Annotated in this window: 13 protein-coding genes; 6 read left to right on the forward strand and 7 right to left on the reverse strand. The window is 39.9% G+C overall.

Translation table 11 applies throughout. The annotated features are described in order from the left end of the window. Nucleotides 1-93 precede the first annotated feature (93 nt). Nucleotides 94-3960, forward strand: a complete 3867-nt coding sequence (locus FLA_RS13570) for an nSTAND3 domain-containing NTPase (protein WP_144264195.1) — start codon at nucleotides 94-96, stop codon at nucleotides 3958-3960. A gap of 117 nt (nucleotides 3961-4077) precedes the next feature. Here FLA_RS13570 and FLA_RS13575 read toward each other — a convergent pair whose 3' ends face one another. The 3 genes from FLA_RS13575 to FLA_RS13585 form a co-directional block, all read right to left on the reverse strand. Next, nucleotides 4078-4572: a hypothetical protein gene (locus FLA_RS13575; protein ID WP_076382684.1), complete on the reverse strand. Its 495-nt coding sequence runs from the start codon at nucleotides 4570-4572 to the stop codon at nucleotides 4078-4080. Nucleotides 4573-4661: 89 nt separating this feature from the next. Beyond that, entirely contained in the window at nucleotides 4662-5639 is a 978-nt protein-coding gene (locus tag FLA_RS13580) for an SMEK domain-containing protein (RefSeq protein ID WP_076382683.1), read from the reverse strand. Nucleotides 5640-5813: 174 nt separating this feature from the next. Beyond that, nucleotides 5814-7022 carry an energy transducer TonB gene (locus tag FLA_RS13585; RefSeq protein WP_076382682.1) on the reverse strand — a complete coding sequence of 403 codons (1209 nt, stop codon included), beginning with the start codon at nucleotides 7020-7022 and terminating at the stop codon, nucleotides 5814-5816. A gap of 177 nt (nucleotides 7023-7199) precedes the next feature. Between FLA_RS13585 and FLA_RS13590 the strand changes: the two genes are divergently transcribed. Then, a complete protein-coding gene (locus tag FLA_RS13590) occupies nucleotides 7200-8390 on the forward strand; it encodes a DUF3883 domain-containing protein (RefSeq protein ID WP_076382681.1) in 1191 nt (396 codons plus the stop codon). Nucleotides 8391-8461: 71 nt separating this feature from the next. Here FLA_RS13590 and FLA_RS31695 read toward each other — a convergent pair whose 3' ends face one another. Beyond that, nucleotides 8462-8935, reverse strand: coding sequence for a group II truncated hemoglobin (locus FLA_RS31695; RefSeq protein ID WP_076382680.1), 474 nt, complete (start codon nucleotides 8933-8935; stop codon nucleotides 8462-8464). Nucleotides 8936-8947: 12 nt separating this feature from the next. After that, nucleotides 8948-9358: an antibiotic biosynthesis monooxygenase family protein gene (locus FLA_RS31700; RefSeq protein ID WP_197705895.1), complete on the reverse strand. Its 411-nt coding sequence runs from the start codon at nucleotides 9356-9358 to the stop codon at nucleotides 8948-8950. Between the two features lie 92 nt (nucleotides 9359-9450). Here FLA_RS31700 and FLA_RS13605 point away from each other — a divergent pair, with 92 nt between their 5' ends. The 4 genes from FLA_RS13605 (at nucleotide 9451) to FLA_RS13620 (ending at nucleotide 13650) form a co-directional block, all read left to right on the forward strand. After that, entirely contained in the window at nucleotides 9451-9816 is a 366-nt protein-coding gene (locus FLA_RS13605; protein WP_076382679.1) for a winged helix-turn-helix transcriptional regulator, read from the forward strand. A 59-nt stretch (nucleotides 9817-9875) separates the two neighbouring features. Beyond that, nucleotides 9876-12110 carry a tetratricopeptide repeat-containing sensor histidine kinase gene (locus tag FLA_RS13610; protein WP_076382678.1) on the forward strand — a complete coding sequence of 745 codons (2235 nt, stop codon included), beginning with the start codon at nucleotides 9876-9878 and terminating at the stop codon, nucleotides 12108-12110. Nucleotides 12111-12295: 185 nt separating this feature from the next. After that, entirely contained in the window at nucleotides 12296-12694 is a 399-nt protein-coding gene (locus tag FLA_RS13615) for a hypothetical protein (RefSeq protein WP_076383029.1), read from the forward strand. Next, on the forward strand, nucleotides 12691-13650 hold the full coding sequence (locus tag FLA_RS13620) for an IS3 family transposase (protein ID WP_096510712.1): 960 nt from the start codon (nucleotides 12691-12693) through the stop codon (nucleotides 13648-13650). The genes FLA_RS13615 and FLA_RS13620 overlap by 4 nt, the downstream gene beginning before the upstream one ends. A gap of 228 nt (nucleotides 13651-13878) precedes the next feature. Here the strand turns inward: FLA_RS13620 and FLA_RS31170 are convergent, their stop codons facing one another. Continuing rightward, a complete protein-coding gene (locus FLA_RS31170) occupies nucleotides 13879-14238 on the reverse strand; it encodes a hypothetical protein (protein ID WP_148666368.1) in 360 nt (119 codons plus the stop codon). A gap of 273 nt (nucleotides 14239-14511) precedes the next feature. Continuing rightward, the gene (locus FLA_RS13630; RefSeq protein WP_231940440.1) at nucleotides 14512-16926 is read right to left on the reverse strand and encodes a TonB-dependent receptor domain-containing protein; all 2415 of its coding nucleotides are present in this window, start codon (nucleotides 16924-16926) and stop codon (nucleotides 14512-14514) included. Nucleotides 16927-16962 lie beyond the last annotated feature (36 nt).

Genomic DNA, 16962 nt, shown 5'->3' on the forward strand with positions numbered 1-16962 from the left:
TCTTTTAAATAGTATCTACGGCCGACACCAACTTATATACCAGCCCTAATTTTTTGGATAATATCAACACTTTGCCTACCAAACCAAATAACTTTGCCTGCAAATTATTTTATGAATGTAACTACTGCTGGTGTTAAAGGATACGAATATCAATACAAGGCAATTATTGCCCTAGGTTTGCTGAATCTGCGTCAAAGTAGATCAATCTTTATTGAAAAAGATGGAGGTGAAGATGGACAGATCACCATCACACATAACGGGCAAGACCATATTGTTGAGGTACAAATGAAAGATACAATAGCCGACATTTCGCTTTCAACTTTTGTGAAATGGCTATGTCATTTTCCGGCAAATTTAGCACAAGACAACTTGCTTGATCGGGTTATAAATAAAAAACATACAGCCCTTATTATTACCTCTGGACGCTGTCTAGATGACGTACATCTTTTCAGCCAGAGGTTTAAAGATTTGTCAAGCCATAATAGTTTAAAACTTACAAAAACATGGCAAAAAGATTTCTGTAAAGAGCTAGATAAAAATGGCTTTACAGGCTCTACTACATTACAGACAAAACGCAACTCTTTCTGTAAGGCACAAGCTACAGACCTTCAAAACTCACTTACTCTAGAGCATGATCTTTCAAAGATACTTATCTGGGATGGATTGACAGCTGATTCACTAGATAACGAAATTCTTCAGTTACTTAACAGGCTTTATCTTGTTCCACAGTCCGCAAGTGAAACCTTGTATTTTAAATTACTAGAAGCAGTCAAAGAATCTAGAGATCAAAAAACAGATCTTACTCCTATATTTAAAAAATTGATTAATGAATATGAAGGCGAAGCTCCAATAATCGACCCCAACTACAAATCAAGGAGCGAAGAATCAACACTAACTCAACAACTAGAGATTCAGGGAGTCTTATTATTAAAGGGGGTAACACAAGCCGGCAAAAGCGAATTAGCAAAGAAAATTGCTGACTACTTCCACAAAAAAGGTTTTACTTATAAAATATGTACAGAGATTGAACACGCAGAACAATTCTTAAATCTAAATATTAAAGAAGATAAAATATTAGTTATTGAAGATCCGTGGGGACACGTAGCAGTGGTAGATAATGGCCTGAACAAATGGAAAAAATTAGAAAATCTTATTAAAAACAAACAACCTCAACATAAGATCATCGTCACCTCCCGCAACGAAATTCTTCAGGAGCTAAGCGCCGGGGGCTTTGTGACACAAAATCAGATAGCAGGCTATAATTGGGCTAACACTACTATTATAGAAAATAAAACATTAGATAGCTTTTGGCGAATATTTGCAGATGAAGCCAAGCTGAATAATAAAATAGTGAAGTTGATCGAAGATCATATTTCTATCTGCCCTCCTGATCATCTTTTACAAATCGGCGAACTTCAATACCTGGCAAGGTATGATCAGGAAGATTTGGTAAACCAACCATTGGAAGGATTACTCCATATCGCTCGGCATAACTCCTCTCAAATAGCTTCAGACATTCAATCCAAAGATGAAGAAACAGCTACAATACTAGCGACATTGGCAATCTCCGTTGATACAATTACCGGCATTTCCCCCCAGGACTTAGGGTACCTGCTATCAGAGGACAACGTTGAATACGGAACCTTGCCTGAAATTAATTGGTCGAATCAACGCTCGAAAAAGAAAGCATCCTATCCAGAATATAAACACTCATTTTCATTTACCACAGGAAATCAAAAAGCTCTTGAATATTTAGAAAGAAGGGGGATTATAATTTTCAATGGTGTGCAATTTTTTTTTACACATCCTAATTTTTATGAAGCTGGTAAACAACTTATTACAACCGGAGGTACATTTCGTCAAACGAGGATCTTTAATTTCTATCGCAAAGCACTCAGTTTGCTTACTCCAAGAAACGTTATTTTGGCAGCCAAACACTTTGATTTCTTATCCAATGACACCAATATTAAAGATAAATCAAAAGTATTTGAACTGGCAGTGCACGGCAAAAAATCTATTTTCCCAGCTGCTAGAGATATATGTCTAGTATTTCTCATTAAGCATATTTCCGATGTTGGAAATGAAATTGAAACCAGCATTATTAACACCCTTGAATATTATGATATAGACCCAATTGAAATTGCGTGGCATGAAGGTTTCCCATTTATATCAAACGAAAATGAAGGCATATTACCTCATAGATATTACACTATTACAGATGAAGATTTTAAGGCAATAGAAGATAAGTTTAACACTGATCAAAAGGTTAGTCCCTTGGATGCGTGGCATTTTATCTTAGGCGCATCCAGCAGAAATAAATACATTTTAAACGACAAAATATTTAAATACCTCATTCAATATGACGAAGTATTTATTAGGAAAGAAGTTTGTCGCTCAATATTCATGCAAGGAAATTCAGCTAAAATCCAGCACTTATCTACTTTATACACTGATAATCATCCTTCAGTAGTATTCACTGCTATCAGGTATTCATTGAATAACTGGAATTTATTTGACCAGGAAAAGAAAAGCTTTCTATTGCCATTGATTAAAAAGGTAATAAAAACACAAGCGGTTTCCGTACGTACGAATCGTCTATTCAGTACGTTTAGTAAAGAACATACGCATGAAGCTATTAACTGGTCTTCATTAAATCCAGCAGAGACAAGAGAACTTTGGAACATATGGGGAGAGCTTTATCCCATTTACTTAGAACATCTACCATCCTCAGCCTTTTTAAACCCTGGAAGATTTGGAAACACAATTGATGAAGCATTTAAATATTTAAGCAAACCCATAGGTATGGCGGTTTTAGACGCTTGGTATAACCGCATTGATTTCAAAATAACCAACAATGAAGTCTTAGATGAATTCGAATTATGTATAGCTGATATTCTTTTGAATTTCACAGAGGATGACGCAGCTATTCGCTCGAAACTATTCAATAAACTTTTATCTTACAACGATACAAGTTTTATGGTATCTACCTTAAAGTGGACAGTAAGATATTGGGACAACCTGGCAGAATATGAGAAAAAACAAATACTCGACCTTGTTAAAGATGATAGAAATGATTCCAGGTGGATTAAAGCTGTTTTATTAACCTGCGAGCGCCCACCGGAAGAAATACAGAATGCTTTGTTCGGAGAATCTGTCTTTTTATTACCACCAGAGGAATTTATCAAAAAACTTGACACTCAAATTTTATCAGATTCATTAGCATTTTATTTCGGAAAACCACAACCACTTTGGTGGCTTGCGACACAAAGAAAAAATATCAAATTCTGGCAATCAGTTATTACTTACATACTTGAAAATAATATAGCGCCTTTCTTTAAAAATTGTATGTCAGAATTAGTATTTGCTGGCTTGAACGGGTTTGGAGGAACATGGCCAGGTGGCATGGGTACTTGGAAGTTGGTCTGCAATAACACAACGGATAAAAAACTAGTTACAGAGGAACTCATTTATGGAATGACAGAATGTTCTTATGTTTTGCACGACACAGCTGAGATGATTAAATTATTGCATGGACGTTATATCAAAGACGGCTCGGAAGAAGATTTCATAAAACTACTTGAACAAAATATTGAAGCATTGCATTATTATGGGACATCCGAACTTTACGAAGTGCTTGGCAATGAAATTTTTGGAACACTATTAGCAACAATTCAACCTGATGCAACGATAATTCAATCACTTGAAATTCTTGTTAAAGAAAACAACCAAACCCAATTAAAGGATGTTCTAAACGATTTAACAGAAAGAAAAAAAAGTGTAAGAATGAAAGCCACTATTCTCATATTACAAAAAAACTTGAAGAAATATGCAGACTATAGTTCCTTTGAAGAGCTGGTAATTAACCTACCCGACAACATTCGTTGGATAGGAGAAAAAGAGAAAGAAAAATTTGAAAACTCACGCAAAGAAAAACTCCCAAATTGGATAGGAATTAACTAAACCAACGTTCTAATTAAATAAATAACAGCAGCTGTCTATTAAATAGCATTTTAATACTAGATAGCTGCTGTATTTCAATCAGAAAGATTATACTACTATCTTAAATTTTATTACAAGCTATTTATTACACCACCAAGGGCCAAAAGTGACAATTATAAACATGTATAATACATAGAAAATTCCCAGCAAAAAATACACAGCCCTCTTGTTTCTTAAAATACAAGCAAAATGCCCAATCCTAATCCCTTTATTATTTACGACAACTCTATTACCTTCTGCAAACAACTCGCCTCTATTTCTTAATAACTGATATTCTTCCGGCTCTGCTTCCTTAGCTTGCTCCATTCTAAAATGGTAGTAATCTGAATTGCGAAGAAATGTACCAGTCCAAGGAATCATTAGAAGAAATCCTAATATCCCAGCGATAAAGCAAGGCCAATTTGACAAAAATGTTAGCGGCTTTAAATTTGACACCATCTGACCTACAAAACCAAGAAGCAGAGTATTTGTAACGAGAAATGCAGAAAGAATTGTCCATAACATTTGGCCTTCATAAATCAGTAATTGCGTAGCCATTTCATATTTTTTAATTCGCCTATCGTAATCTTTCATAAAGCATTCAATTAAGTTTATTTATTTTTACAATTATATTTGCCCCATCCAAGCAAATGGGGTATAATATTAAATTATTTCAAGCACCATCATTCATCTGCATCAAGAAGTGTAAAATCTAAAGCTACAAGAACCTTTTTTAGGCAGTCATTCTTTATCGCAAAATCAACAACACCTATCATCTCATCTTCAAAATTTGTCGAAAAAGAGGTATCCCCTTCCTCAGGCTCACTAATAAGGCGTCTTTTAATCAAAATACTTAATTCTTCCTTAATTTCTTTTTCTGGAGATTTAAGCTTTCTCTTTAATTCATTATAATCTACAGTAAAATTGCCGTTATCGTTTTCGCCTAAGCTAATAAATATTTCAAGAAAGTCCCTCGTTATTCTAGGCAATTGTTTAAGTTGCTTAAAAACATTCTTTACTTCATCAAATGAAGCATCCTCATAATCTAATAAATATTTAGTAGCATTATTGGGAACTGTATTAGGCGACACTTCAAGTTTATCAGCGAATGTTGTCGGAAATTCCCCCTTACCATTAGGCACTTCTATTTCCGTCAACACAACATTTAAATCTTTTTCAAATAGCTTTTTTAATTCATACAGTTCATCAAATTTCAATGAAATGATTTTTTTGGACAAATCACTAAAGTCCCATATATTATCGTTACTAAAGGAACACTTCTCTTTCAAGGCTTCATTGATAGCAGTGTAGGACGACTGTTTTTCTCCTAATATAAAAACAATTACTTTTTTGTATCGTTCTAGTTGTTCCCTAGTAATAGCATCTAACGTCCTATTAATTTTATCAGATGTACTAGTAGAAGTTATTTGAAATGCTACACTTTTTTTAACATCTCCTAAATCAAGACCAGGTTCATTAGAGCGGTCTTGATTTAAATTTTTAACGTTATAATCCCAACATATATTTATTACATCTTTGATAAAATCTTCGCAAAACTTATTCAGATCCGTTAATCCCAACTGACAGCGAAAGCTAATTTTCCCCTGGAGAACACTTAGGTCATCCACAATCTTTCCAATGATAAATCCTCTTGTTAACATATTTACTTCAATTTAATTCAACAATTATCAAACCTACATTATTCCTAGTTTACAGCTCCAGAACTCCACATCTACTTAAGTGTATTTATCAAATTCAACCACATACAATAAAACATTTAAACAATTACATAATGCACAGTATATTTTAATAATGAGATTATTTACTTAGGTACGTTATTTTTCCCTTACTTGAAATGTAATCATCTGTTTCTGCCTATAATTGACGGCCTCTCCATTTTGAACTGCAGGAAACCATTTGGGAGAGTTAGATATGACACGGATAGCTTCTTGAGCAGAGCCGTATCCGGGATTATTTAGTGCAGTTACATTTATAACAGAACCGTCTTGGGCTATTGAAAAGAGAAGCGTTACTGTATAATTTCCGGGAGGGGCACCATTTTCTATGGGAATTTCAGTATTTATATTACTAGCAATAAATCTCCTCCACGCTTCATCTCCCCCCGGAAACTTAGCGGGTATTTTTCCTTTTTCTAAATCGGCACCATCCCTTTCTGCTACATTATCTAAAACGCTTATATCTTCTGAATATACTCTTCCATCCCATGCAGCTTCCCACTTATTTATATCTCCACCCGAATAATACAAAAGTGCCTTTATTAAATCAACCACCATTAACTCAGCTTTTTGCATCGCTCCATATCTAACGAACCCGCCTTCTATTGACCCCATATTTTCAACGCCGGAGCGAGTCATTAATTTATAATGCCATTTTTCAAATGCCGCAACACATTCACTGAAATATTGCCGTGGTTCATGACCGGAAAAATGTTCATCGGGATAAAATTTGCATAAAACAACATACACACCTTCATAAAAGTGCAATATGGAAGCTATGCCATCTGAATTTTCTGATAAAATTCCACTATCGATCTTTTCTTTAGCATACTTTAAAATTATTTGTCTGATCTCTGCTATTTTAAACACATAAGTAGTTAATTCTTTTGCTTGATCATCATTTAAAAATGGATTACAACTTATAGACTCTCTATCTAGATCAATAGTAGCTATATCTTCCATTGGATTTAAGAGACTTACATTAGATGTTACACTTTGCAAAGAAGCTATACGATCTGTTTCATCCCTTCGATATTGTACTCGTTTTAGCCAGTTTGATTTATATTCCTTGATCGTTTGTTCACTATACCCTCTAGCGAAACCGCCCTTTTGATGGACCAGCGAATGACAGTTCAGACATAATACAACTAGATTTTCGATGCTATTGTCTGCCTTGTTTTCATTAATATGATGAACCTGTGCCGGCTTGGCTGCTTCATTACAAATGCTGCAAGTATTAGACGAGTGGTAAAGTAGTTTAGCTGCTACCTCTTCATCAATAGGTATTCGTTCTATTTTTTTACTCATTTTCAGCTTTTTTAGACTATACACTGCAACCGACTAAAGCAACTAATTTCTCTTATTACAGTTACCATCTTTTGCAAGACTATCCAAATTGTGATAGTTAAGTTACTGATTTAGAAATATTCTCCCAACTCAAATAAAAGTATTGACATTGAAACTTTAAATTTGAGAAAAACCCTTATGAATTACCAAGCGCTGCATGAATTGATTAAACTTTACAAAGACAATTTCACCCGAATTAACCATCTGGAAATATATAAATGGGAGGCAGTTAAGCACTTCCAGGACCACTGGCATATAGATTCAGATGATTTTACCGGCATGCTTAAAAATGCGCTTTCTAAAGCAGGCAACCTTATGGATTCCGGCAAGTATTTTCCTAGAAGAATGATATTCCAATTTGCCGAGTCAGATCCGGAAACAGTGCGAACCTGCTTCAAAAATTTATATGACGAATCTAAAGATCTTTATGACCGATTGAATCAATTTAATACCGCTATTCGAGAAGTGTGGCAAACACATTATTCTAATCTTGATAATTATTATCAAGATCCACGCGCTCGTCTGGTTTACTTGAATTTCAGATACCCTGACACTTATTTCTTTTATAAGTTCAGAATGTTCCAAAAAGTAGCTAAGCGTATTGAATACCCCTGTGTGCCAAAAAAGAGTAAGGTTCAAGACGTATTTCATTATACAAACATGTGCTATCAGATACTACATGAAATAAAAAAGGATAATGAACTTCTAATTATGCACCAAGAGCGCCTGAATGAACATTGTTATGCGGATCCTAAATTTCATATCCTTACTCAAGATATAATATATGCAGCAGATAAGCATTTAGATAACTTTTCGGCTGTTCCGATTGAAAACTTTCACTTTGACTTAATCGACACTGATTATACAATTTTCGATTCACAACCATCTTTTACAGGTCGATTTGTAGATTATCAAGGCAGACAAGCAGAAATGAGCCGGATTGGTCTATTAGGAGAACAATATGTCTTTGAGAGAGAATGCAATTTAATAGCAAGCTACAACATAAGAAAAAAGCCAAGACACGTCTCTGTGGAGGATGGTGATGGATTAGGGTTTGACATATTATCTTACAACAGCGATGGTAGCGAGAAATACATTGAAGTAAAGACTACCACCGGTCATTTTCATACTCCATTCTATATCACAAGGACAGAGTTAAACAAAAGCAGGGAACACCCCAATAAATATTGGCTTTATAGGGTATGCAACTTTAATGAAAGCGAAAAAAAAGCGAGCTTAATGCAGATTCCAGGTGATCTATCTCCATTTTGCGAAAATCCCAGTCAATACCTTGTAAAACTATCCCCTCAGCATTCATCCATCACTTAGATAAGTAAAGGAAAATATAAGCTACGAACAATTCAATGCAGAGGCTACCTTATGTAAGTACACTCGTTCACCTATTCCCCATTCAAATAAGGCCCGCCCGTCTCCCCCCACCCCCAACGCGGCATAGGCTCCGTTACAGCAACACCCGTATGCTCCCCCTGCGAATTAATAACCGCAATCCGCGTCCCCCATTCTATATAACCAACAAAAGCCGACCGGAACTCAGGATCGTCCGGCAATTCAATTTCATCAGCCGTTTCCAGCAACAGAAACACCCACCGTTTCCGTTGCGCCTCTGTAAGATGTTTGGAAAAGTGTTTCTGAATCATAGTAAAATGGCAGCCACCTTCGGCGGTGTATGCCTCAGGCCCACCAAACACTTCCGCAATAAAATGGGCTACATGCAGCTGATGATGTGGAGACATATGCTTGAATATAGGTTCCAGCAATTCATCTTTCAACACCTTTTTGTAAAAGGCGGCGGTAAGCTTTTCAAAGGCAGGCATGCCACCCGCCCACTCATACAAGGTTGGTATTTGTTTCATACTATAATATCGCTAATTATTTCCAGATCCTGACCAGGCGGCAATTTCAGTATAATGTTTCATCTCCTGTATCTGATTATAAAAAGGTTTTACCAGCGTTAAAAAGGGTGCAAAATCAGCGCTTTTCCTAAAGCCGTTCAAATGATCCTCTTCCGAAGTCCAATGAATAATCACCACATAATTATTGGGTTCTTCACTCCCTTTGTTAATGGTATAATACAGGCAATACTTACTCTTACTCAACAACTTGCCTGCCTGTGCGTAGGCATTTTCAAATGGTGTCCATTGGTTTTCAGGAATGGTATACCGGATAAGCTCAACGGAGTATTTACTTTTTTCCATTACTTTTAATTTAGGCTGTGCACTGGTGTTTGAAAGGAGGATAATGGTGGCTAATACGATGTAAATAAGTAACTGTTTCATATTAACTATTATTGAATCCATTCAAAAGTAACGGAGTCGCTATTCGCAAAAAATAGCTTACCAAAAAGTAGGTCAGTCACTAATTCAATACGATGATAACATTACACGGTAAAAAATATACATGTCCGATAGATTTCTCATTAAGCTTTATTGACGGGAAATGGAAAATATTGATCCTATCCCACCTCTACTATCAGGCAAACAGGAGCTACAGCGATTTTATAGACAACCTGCCTGGTGTTTCCGAAAAAATGCTGAGCCAGCAGCTGAAAGAGCTGGAACGCGATAAGCTGATTGCAAAAACCATTGTATCGCAAAAGCCTTACCGGGTAACCTATGCACTTACCGAACATGGCAAAACGCTATCCCCCTTATTCCAATTTTTGAGTGAATGGGGTATCGATTACCTGAAACACAACGGCATTGACTACCTAAAAGACCAGCATTTATATAAATAAAGCGCTATCCTCCGTACCTTGCCAAAAATCCAGCATTCTATCCAGACCAATTTTTGCGCATGACATACCCTCCTAAAATCAGCTCTCTTATTATCCTATGGGGCTGCCTGCTTCTATCCGCATTCAGTTGTACCCAAAATAACAGCAAGCAGCAACGGGCAAACACTGCCAATACGCATCAAATAAACGATAGCATTTCCCTATTGCAAGGCCAGAGCGATTCGCTGATTATGAAAAAGGGGGAATACCTGCCAGATTTGGAGTATGCGGTGGTGTTGGCTACAAAAGCAGAGCAATTATGCCGCCGCATTAATTACAACCCGGGCATTGGCAAGTCATTACTGTTGAAGGCAAAAGCCTGTATGGAAATGAAAAAAACGGTGGAAGGGGCGGAATACAGCCGCAAGGCTTTAGCTATACTTAGTGAATCAGATAATTCCGAAGATCATGCGGCCTGTTTAACGCTTACCGGTAGCACTATCGGAGATACACACCAGGAATTTCCGGAAAAGATCGCTTATTATGAAAAGGCGGCAGCTGTGTACCGTAAAAGCGGCAATAAATTAAAGGAGGCAGAAACTACACAACTGGTAGCGGATTTATACATCAATGACGGGCAACCGAAACGCGCACTGGAAATAATGAACGAAGCGTTTAAGATTTATCATGAAATCGGGTATAAACAATTACAGTCGGCCTATACCGTATTGGGTACTATCTATACAGAACTGGACAACCATGTAGAAGCCCGCCGCTACTTGCTGCTGGCCGCAAGAACCGCCGAGGAAAATAAGGACACTACCCCATTCATGTCCACCTTATACAACAGGCTGGGCTATGAATACGCTATGATAAAAGACTATCCCCAGGCGGTGAATAATTTTGAAAAGGCATATGCCATAGCACAGGCCGCAAAGGACACTCCCAACATCCTGGTGCTGATTAACAATATCAGCGATATGAAATATAGAATGGGGAGCTATGCAGCATCGAATGAATTTCTGTCGAAGGCAGTAGCGATATATCCCATTTACAATGACGATGCGCGGGAAGCCATCGTTTCTATCATCTTTCTCAATAATCACCTGGCACTGAAGGAATATGCAAAAGCGAAGGTGTATTACGAACGCGTACTCAAAGTACGCAAGGCCCATGACGATGAAGATCCCCAATACCAATTTACCAAGCCCATGCTGGCTATCTATCTGCAGGCTGCCAAACAATATCAGGACACATATAAATACCTGGATTCTTATAAAAAAGGAATCATGTACGGTACAGATTTCAGAAGATCATCCTGGATTGAGAAACTGTACTTTATTTCCGATTCTGCTCTGGGCAAACACACTTCGGCCATCAACCATTACCAGTTATACAAAGCTTTTTCCGACTCTGTTACAGCAGTTGATAAAAGCAGGCAAATGGATGAATTGCAATTACAGTACGAAACTGAAAAGAAGAATAAGAACATCATTGTTTTGGAGAGTAAACAACAGGCGCAGGAAACACGCTTAAAAATAGTAATAGGCGGCTCCATTGTATTGCTGCTATTCCTGGTGCTATTGTATAACCGTTACCGTTTAAAGCAGCAAAACAATAGAAGACTGGAACGCCAGCAGCAGGAGATCAATGCCCAGAATGAACTATTAAAAAAGCTGGTAAATGACAAAGAATGGCTGCTGAAAGAAATTCACCACCGCGTGAAAAACAACTTACAGGTGGCCATTAGCTTGCTGAACATGCAATCGCAACACCTGGAAAATGAAGATGCCCTTACAGCCATCCGCAACAGCCAACGGCGCATGTACGCCATGTCATTGATTCACCAGCGCCTGTACCAAACCGACAACCTGGGTAACATTGATATGAAATGGTATATATCGGAACTCATGTCTTTTCTGAAAGACAGTTTTGAAGCCAGGGATCGTATTCAGTTCCTGGTGGACAGTGAAGCCATTCTACTGGATGTGGTGCAGGCAATTCCTATTGGATTGATCCTGAATGAAGCAGTTACCAACTCCATCAAATACGCCTTTACAGATGGACGCAAAGGACAAATTCGTGTTACCCTTCATACAACAAACGCACAGCATTGCCTGCTTTCCATAGCAGATAATGGCATTGGATTTAAAACAGAAAGCACCGGACTAACTTCTCTGGGCATGAGCCTGATGGAAGGCTTAGCCGGACAGATAGATGGCCAGTTTAACCTGAGTAGCGATCAAAATGGCGTAACTATTAGTATTATCTTCGTACCAAAGCGCCTGGATGGTCAATTATCCAATGAACACTAAATAACCATCCGCATTTTACCCCAAAAACTTCGATCAGTCCGGCTACTGCTAAACTCATCCCCATGTATGTAGCGAAGAGTTTAGCAGCTATAGATTTCCTCCCCACATATATGGGCTCATCCCCACTACTATGGTGTCTCGTCCTGAAATAGCTTGACAGTTAAGAGCCTAAATCTGAAAAGAAGATGGCTAAAAACAGTCAGATCAAGAGTTTTAAAAACGTAATTGGGGTGAAGCTGAGTGATGATCCCCGTATCAATCATTACGAAGTAAGTTTTCGGCGCTGGCTGGCGCGTGAGATTCATTATGGACGCGTTAGCGTAGCTCAGGCAACGGTTGAATTGAGTATAAGCGACACACAGATTCGTTTGATTTGTAAGCAATATCCTCCTGAGGTAGTAACTTTACCTGCAATGACTGAAGCGGAAAAAAAGAAGCTGGAAGAATTAGAGAAGCAGGTAAAACTGCTTCAAAAGCAGCTTGAACACGCTGAGATCAAGAATATTGCCCTCGAAACGCTCATTGATGTAGCGGAAAATGATCTCAAAATTCCCATCCGAAAAAAGCCTGGTGCCAAACAGTGAACCTGCTTACAGAACTGCACCCTCATATTGGGGTAGGTCAGTTTTGTACAGTGTTTGGCAAGACCCGTCAAGCCTGGTATTATGCTACACGCACCCAGGCTGAGCAGGAAATGACAGATTCTATTGTAGTAAAAATGGTGAAAGAAATACGGGAGGAACAACCTCGCTTGGGTACCCGTAAGCTCTACTATCTGTTGGAACCTCAGCTACAGGCGCATGGAATTAAAATGGGCCGTGATGCTCTATTTGATATGCTGGAACGCTATGACCTGCTTATCCGTCATCGCAGACGGCGTGCTATTACCACCGATAGCAACCATCCTTACCGTAAATATGATAACTTAATACAGCACTTGATATTAACAGGTAAAAATCAACTTTGGGTTAGTGATATTACCTATCTGCGAGTATCAGAAGGCTTTTGCTACCTGAGTCTTGTAACTGATGCTTTTAGTCGTAAAATAGTTGGCTACCGCCTGTGGCCTAATCTGGCAGCGCGTGGAAGCATAGAAGCGCTAAACATGGCTTTAAATGAACAGCAGCCTGGGCGGAACATGCTCATACACCATTCTGATCGCGGTGTACAATACTGCTGTTCTGATTATGTTGGACAGTTGCAAAACTATCAGATCAATATTAGTATGAGTCATAAAGGAGATCCCTATCAGAATGCAATAGCAGAGCGGGTTAACGGTATTCTAAAGCATGAATATAGTCTTAATAAAGAGTTTGAAGATCTAGTTCAGGCCACCAAAGCTGTACAGGCTGCCGTAAACTTATACAACAGCCGCAGACCCCATGATAGTTTAAGTTATCTGACGCCGGACCAGGCACATGAACTAACCGGAATAATCAAAAGGAACTGGCGGACTTACAGTAAGCATATTATTAAGAATCAGGACTTAGAAGTAAGCAACGTAGGATTAGGGAAGCTCTGTAACGCCAAACAGGATTAAGTTTATCATAAACAGGACTAAGCGCAAGCCTGTTAAGGAAGCCCGGATGAGCTGGCTGGAACGTAACAAAAAACAGGATTTTGAGAATCCTGTTTTTGACAGCAGGTTTATGCGCTCATCCTGACAGATCAGGATAGGATCACTGAGACCCCTGTAAACTGATGTTAGAATTAAATTTTATCTTGCAACAACTACTTATTATTAACTGCTCTCTACTGTCAAGTTTTTTTAGGACGGGTCAATGGTGATGAGTCTGGCTACAGTGGGAATCATCCCCACTACAGTGGCGATCAGTCTGGCTACTGTGGCGATCATCCCCACTACTGTGGCGATCAGTCTGGCTACTGTGGGGATCATCCCCACTACTATGGCGATCAGTCTGGCTACTGTGGGGATCATCCCCACTACTATGGCGATCAGTCTGGCTACTGTGGGGATCATCCCCACTACTATGGCGATCAGTCTGGCTACTGTGGGGATCATCCCCACTACTGTGGCGATCAGTCTGGCTACTGTGGGGATGATCCCCACACATTCCCCGCCAGCCGGGGAAGTTATCCCGATCATCCGTACAGCTATTGCATTCATCGTCCCAGATATACATATCAACCGTATAGCACAACCACTCCACGGGATAGCTAAGTGAGCAATTCGTCTGTTCGGATGGCTTAACAGCGTTGCTATGCCGGTTAGCGATAGTGCTGTACCACCCATCGGCATAGCACTACCGCTAACTCATACTGTTGTGCCGCCTGCCGGCAAACATATGCCGGTAAACAATATTTTTATAGCACTCACCGGCACAGCACCGGGGAGCGCCGGGATAGCTGTACAATTCTTCGAGAGTGTTCATTCTACCTATCAAAACTCTTTTTCTCCAAATTCACTGCCTGGCAGTTTTGACTTGCTGGTGTTTTTATTCAGATGAAAGCTAAGATTTACCAGAAACACATCTGTTTCATAAATATAATTCGTGGTGGTGTAAAAATCTGCACCCCAGGTACTGATCCGTTGGCGGTTAGATATTTTCATACCCATATCCATGTTCTGCCATTGCAGGGTGGCAGCCAGCCGCCCGTTCATAAATGTTTTTTTGAGAGAAGTATTGGGTGTAAGAAAATAGGAATCTTCCCCCTGTGCGGTTGCGCGGCGCGAAAGATAATTCACAGTCGCCTGCAATGTCCAGGTGTTGCCGAGTTTGAAACTGTTATTGGTGTTGAAGGAATAGATCCAGTTACTATTGGATACGGTGGAGTGAACGCCCAATATAGCCAGTTGCCCTTTTATCCGGTAGTTGTACACGTTGCCGCCCAGATAAATATTCCACCATTTATTTAACTGCCAGCTGGCGCCAGCTTCTATACCTAAAGAGCGGGCCTGCCCTGCATTGGTAAATACACGGTTTAAAATGGTATCGGCATATACGCTGTTTACCCGCTGTATAGGGTTTTTAATGTGCTGGTAATAGATATTTGAAAAGAAATTGCCGCTTGTAAACTGGTGTACGATACCCAGCTCAGCCAGATCTATAAACTCCGGCAGCAAATTAGGATCGCCCTGTTCCAGCGTTTCAGAATGTTCGCGCTCGGGTATAGGATTGAGTTCGAAGTTGGTGGTACGTTGTATACGCTTGCTGTAGCCTGCTTTGGCCTGCCACCCTTTACGGAATGGATAAAGCAGTGCTGCAGACGGAAACAAATTAGATAAATGGAGCTGGTAGGGGTTGGCTTCATACGAAACAAGCACAGACCGCGTGGCATATTCATACCGTAAGCCTGCATTGTATTCCAGCTGATGAAACCTGCCGGCGTATTGACTATATACAGCATGGATAGTGTTTTTTGCTGTTGCGCTGCCGCGAAACCGGGCTGCATCGGGCTGGGCAATGTCAGGTGTTACAAAATAGTCAAACTGGCCATCCTGTGTGTCGTAACGGAACTGGTAACCACTCTCCCATTTGCCGGTGCGGGTTTTCTGTGCGTAATCTACTTTAAGCCGGTAGCCATTAATGGGATTACGGTAAGGATTGTATACATATTGCAGGGTATCCTGTACTTGCGGATAGCCCAGGTTCCGGTTTTTAGTATCCCCATACAAATTGGCATGTTCATACAGCGCGGATGTGGCGAGGGTTGATTTATTGCGGAAAGTATGGGTATAATCCAGGCTACCCAGCGAAAAGGTACCGTGTTTAGACTGCAGGTTGGAGTTATAATAAGTATTGGTATACAGTACTGTGCCGGATGAAAGATCTGCTTTACTATTGTTATACACGAGGTCGGCCAGGCGTGACTGAAACCGGTGGCCTGTCATAAAACCTGCTGCAAACGCATTGCTGCTATCGGCCTGAAAATGAACCGATGCACGTGCTGCATAATTATACTTATCAAAACTTCTTTCTCCTGCCGAGGGTAACCGTGTAATGGTATTGGCCGCCAGGTTTTTGGTGTAAACATCTCCTTCCCGGTAACCGGCCACATCTGCCCGCAGGTAATTGCCACCTGCCGATATATCCCATTTGCCATGGCGATAGTTCAAGGCCATATCGCCACCAAACCGCTTCGGTTTCTCCTTGTTGTTATGGTCGGTAGTACTTGGCAGGCCACCCTGTATATTGGCGGTAAAGGTGATGCCGTCGTTCGCCCCTTTTTTGGTAATGATGTTAATGATTCCTCCCTTTCCATCGGGATCGTATTTGGCCGATGGCGCAGTGATCAGTTCAATGCTTTGTATACTATTGGCAGGGAGCTGACTTAACACCGTTTGGGCATCGGTAATAACAGGTTTGCCATTTACCAGCACCAGAAAGCCGGATGAGCCACGAACACTGATTGCTCCCTCACCATTCAAACTTACCGACGGGAGGTTTTTCAATACATCTATGGCAGTGCCACCCTGTGCATTGTTAAACTGATCGGCCTTGTATGTCTGTTTATCAATTTTAGTAGCAATGGGTAACTGCCGGGCAGTTACTTTCATTTCGTTTAACAACGCATCAGCAGGCTGCAATGTAATCGTGCCCATATTCACCACGCCATTTCCTGCCACAGTAAACACATCAGTGCTGATGGTATAATACCCTACAAAGGATATTTTCAGCCGGAATGTTCCGGCCCGTACCCGCCCCAGTTCAAAAGCACCGTTTGCCTTTGTTACCGTTCCGCCAGCCACCGTTGAATCCCGGGCGGTAAGTAAGGCAATACTGGCGTACTCCACGGGTTTATTGTTTTGCTGATCGTACACCGTACCGCGAATAACACTTTTTTGTGCACGCACAGCATGCCAGCAGGAAATGATAAGTAGAAAGAGAAG

This window comes from Filimonas lacunae (genome assembly GCF_002355595.1).
GTDB lineage: Bacteria > Bacteroidota > Bacteroidia > Chitinophagales > Chitinophagaceae > Filimonas > Filimonas lacunae.